At 70.0% G+C, this 3,593-nt stretch carries 3 protein-coding genes; 2 read left to right on the top strand and 1 reads right to left on the bottom strand.

The window, feature by feature from the left end; translation table 11 throughout:
• A partial coding sequence (locus tag DRB06_RS04265; protein WP_220092967.1) for an extracellular solute-binding protein occupies nucleotides 1-1,316 on the bottom strand: 1,316 nt, incomplete at its 3' end.
• A 163-nt stretch (nucleotides 1,317-1,479) separates the two neighbouring features.
• On the opposite strand from DRB06_RS04265, the gene DRB06_RS04270 reads away from it, so the two are divergent.
• Nucleotides 1,480-2,478 (top strand): acetylxylan esterase, encoded by a 999-nt coding sequence (locus tag DRB06_RS04270; RefSeq protein ID WP_111819205.1) that lies wholly within the window; start codon nucleotides 1,480-1,482, stop codon nucleotides 2,476-2,478.
• 54 nt (nucleotides 2,479-2,532) lie between these two features.
• Nucleotides 2,533-3,570 carry a LacI family DNA-binding transcriptional regulator gene (locus DRB06_RS04275; RefSeq protein WP_108966143.1) on the top strand — a complete coding sequence of 346 codons (1,038 nt, stop codon included), beginning with the start codon at nucleotides 2,533-2,535 and terminating at the stop codon, nucleotides 3,568-3,570.
• The last annotated feature ends 23 nt before the right edge of the window (nucleotides 3,571-3,593 follow it).

Raw genomic sequence — 3,593 nt, forward strand, 5'->3', positions numbered from 1 at the left:
TTGGCGGCGGCCGCGGTCATGGCGTCGACGACGCCCTGGGGGTCGCCCTTGCCGGCGAGCATGTCGACCACGGCGACGTTGAGCGCGTTGCCGATGTTCTGTCCCAGGGAGGTGTCCAGCCACACCTGGGAGTAGGCGGCGTCGTTGTTGGCCTCCACCTGCGGCAGCAGCGCCTCGGAGGTGACGACGTCCTGCGCCTTCTCGTTGACGGGGATGGTCTCGAAGGCGTCGGCGTAGGCCTCCTGCTTCTCCTCGCTCATGAAGAAGTTGAGGAACTCGGCACACAGCTCGGCCGGGGCGGTGGAGGAACAGGCGTAGCCGTCGACGCCGCCCATGATGGCGGTGGGGTCGCCCTCGCCGCCCTCAACGGCCGGGAAGGGGAACCAGCGCAGGTCGGGCAGCGGCTCCTCGTCGGGGGTCAGCGAGGCGATGACGCCGACGTTCCAGGTCCCCATGAGTTCCATGGCGGCCTGGTGGTTGGCCAGCATGCCGGCCGAGGAGCCGGCGCCCTGCTGGGCGGAGGTGGTCAGGAAGCCGCTGTTGAAGGGCTCGGTGGCGGCGAAGTCGGCCAGGTCCTGCCCGGCGTCGACCCAGCACTGGTCGGAGAAGTCCAGCTCGGACAGCGAGGACTCGAGTACGTCCTGGCTGCACTCGCGCAGGGCGAAGAAGTAGTACCAGTGGGCGGCCGGCCAGGCGTCCTTGGCCCCCAGGGCGATCGGGGAGGTGCCGGAGTCCTTGAGCTTGGCGACGGCGTCGGACAGCTCCTCCATGGTGGTGGGCGTCTCGGTGATGCCGGCGGCGTCGAACAGGTCCTGGGAGTAGTAGATGCCGCCGGGCTGCAGCGAGGTGGGCATGGCGTAGATGCCGTCATCCACCATGTACGCGGAGAAAGCGCCCTCGGGGACGTCCGCGGCCACGGTCTCATCGATCATGTCCGAGATGTCGAGGATGAGTCCGGCATCGACCATGTCGCGCAACTTGCCGCCACCGCGCGCGAGGAAGACGTCGGGCCCCTCACCCGCGTTCTGTGCAGTCTGGAGCTTGCCGTCCAGGTCCTCATTCTGGATGGCCTGCACCTCGACGGTTACGCCCTCGTGGGAGGCCTCGAAGTCGGCTGCTACCGTCTCCCAGTACTCCGAGCCGGGGCCGGTAGTGGCGTTGTGCCACAACGTGAGGGTGTTGTCGTCACCGCCCGCGCCGGATCCCCCGCCGCATGCGGCCAGCGCCAGCGAGGCGGTCAGCACGCCGGCCATCACTCCGGCGACGCGACGGCGGGAACGTGTGGGGTGGGGGCGGTGAGCACTGAGCTTCATCATTGAAACCTCCGGGTACGGCTGCGTCCGATCAGGCTGATCGAAATATTTCGCGAATCCATCTGGCATATTTAGTATAGCTGCGCACATTATCCTGTCAACTGCGGTCACCGCCGGCCTCCGACCGACGCGCCACCGCCAACCACACCCACCGCAAGGAGCCGCCATGGCCTACTTCGACCTGCCGCCGTCGGAGCTGGAGGACTACTCCCCCGAACTGCCCGAGCCGAACGATTTCGACGCCTTCTGGGCGCACACGCTCGCACAAAACCCCTTCGATCCGGCCAGCGTCAGCACCGCCCCCGTGACGACACCGCTGCGCACCCACCGGGTACAGGACGTCACCTTCGGCGGTTACGCCGGAGACCCCATCCGCGCCTGGCTGATCGCCCCGGCCGACCAGTCCGGACCGCTGCCCGCCGTCGTCGAGTTCCTCGGCATGGGCGGGGGCCGCGGCCTGCCGCAGGACAACCTGGCGTGGGCGGCCGCCGGCTACGCCCACCTGGTGATGGACACCCGCGGCCAGGGCTCGCACTGGGGCTCCGGGGGTGATACGCCGGATCCGCACGGCACGGGCCCGGCCGCGGCCGGCTTCGCCACGCACGGATTGCAGTCCCCCGAGGAGTACCTGTATCGGCGGCTGTTCGTGGACGCCCACCACGCCGTCGAAGCCGCCGCGGTCCTGCCGGAAGTGGATGCCTCCCGCATTGCCGTCACCGGCGTCTCGCAGGGCGGCGGACTCACGCTGGCCGCGGCGGGCCTGAACCACCGCGTCATTGCCGCCATGCCGGACGTGCCGTTCATGTGTGCGCTCACCCGCGCGGTCGGGCTGACGGACGACCCGCCCTATGCCGATATCGCCGGCTACCTGGCCGTGCACCGCGACGAGGTGGAACAGGTGCGCCGCACGCTCGCCTACTTCGACGGTGCACTGCTGGGCGCGCGGGCGACCTGCCCGGCCTTGTTCTCCACCGGGCTGATGGACACCACCTGCCCGCCGTCGACCGTCTTCGCCGCCCGCAACCGATGGGGGCAGGCGGCCGTCCCGGCACCGGCGCGCCCGGAGATCCGCGTCTACCCCTTCAACGGGCACGAGGGCGGCGAGTCGTACCAGTGGCGCGAGCAGGTGGCCTGGCTCGCCGCACTGCATCAGAACCTCGAATAGTCCTGTTAACCTCCTGGAAGCACACGGGCCCGGCGGGTCCTGAGGGGAGAAGACGTGGAATCTCGGCAGCGAGTGACCCTGGACGACGTCGCTGCGGCGGCCGGCGTTTCCAAGTCGGCCGCCTCCAAGGCGCTGAACAACCGCGCTGATGTGTCTGCGGCGACACGGGAGCGCGTCCTGGCCGCCAGCGAGGATCTGGGCTACGTGCGCCCGGAGACGACGCCGGCCCGCACCTACCCGCCGATCGCGATCGTCTCCGACGACCTCGCCACCGCCTACACCATTGAAGTGCTCAAGGGGGCCGCGACCGCCGCGCTCGACGCCGGGGTCGCCCTGCACACCACCTACACGCCCACCCCGGCCGAGCGCGCGCACCCGGTGCCCTTCGAACCGGAGTGGTTCACACTGCTGAAGGCCACCGACTACCTCGGCCTGATCGTGTTGACCTCCTCGCTCACCCGCGAGCAGCACACCAGTGCCAGGCGCATCGGCCTGCCCGTGGTGATGATCGATCCCTCCGGCGAGCAGGAGCGCGGCATAGCCTCCATCGGCGCGACCAACTGGAACGGGGGCGTGGACGCCACCGAGTACCTGATCGGGCTCGGCCACGAGCGCATTGCCCTGGTCGGCGGCCCGGACGACTCGGTACCCGCCCGCGAACGCCACCAGGGGTACCTGTCCGCGCTGCAGATGCACTCACTGCCCGTACACGCAAACCTGATCTCCTCCGGCCCCTTCACCTACGAGACCGGCCTGCAGCAGGGACGTCGGCTGCTGCGGCTGCCGGAGGGCGAGCGCCCGACCGCGGTCTTCGCCGCCTCGGACACCACCGCCCTGGGCATCTACGAGGCGGCCAGGGAGGCCGGGCTGCGTATCCCGGAGGACTTCAGCGTGGTCGGCTTCGACGACACGGAAATGGCCGGCTGGGCGGCGCCGCGGCTGACGACGGTGCGTCAGCCGCTGTTCCGCATGGGGCAGGAGGCGGTCCGCATGATCGTTGACAATCACCACGGCCGCCCCATGCTGACCACCACGCCCGTGCGGCTGAGCACCCGCCTGGTCATCCGCGACTCCGCGGCGCCGCCCCGGTAGCGCGGCCTGCTTACCACCGCGGG

Origin of the sequence: Actinomyces sp. Z5 (assembly GCF_003287795.1) — a bacterium.
In the GTDB taxonomy this organism is placed as follows: Bacteria; Actinomycetota; Actinomycetes; order Actinomycetales; family Actinomycetaceae; genus Actinomyces; species Actinomyces glycerinitolerans.

What these genes read in the sequence shown, in the direction of transcription:
- DRB06_RS04270 (WP_111819205.1), top strand. Translation starts at nt 1,480, where the DNA reads ATGGCCTACTTCGACCTGCCGCCGTCGGAGCTGGAGGACTACTCCCCC.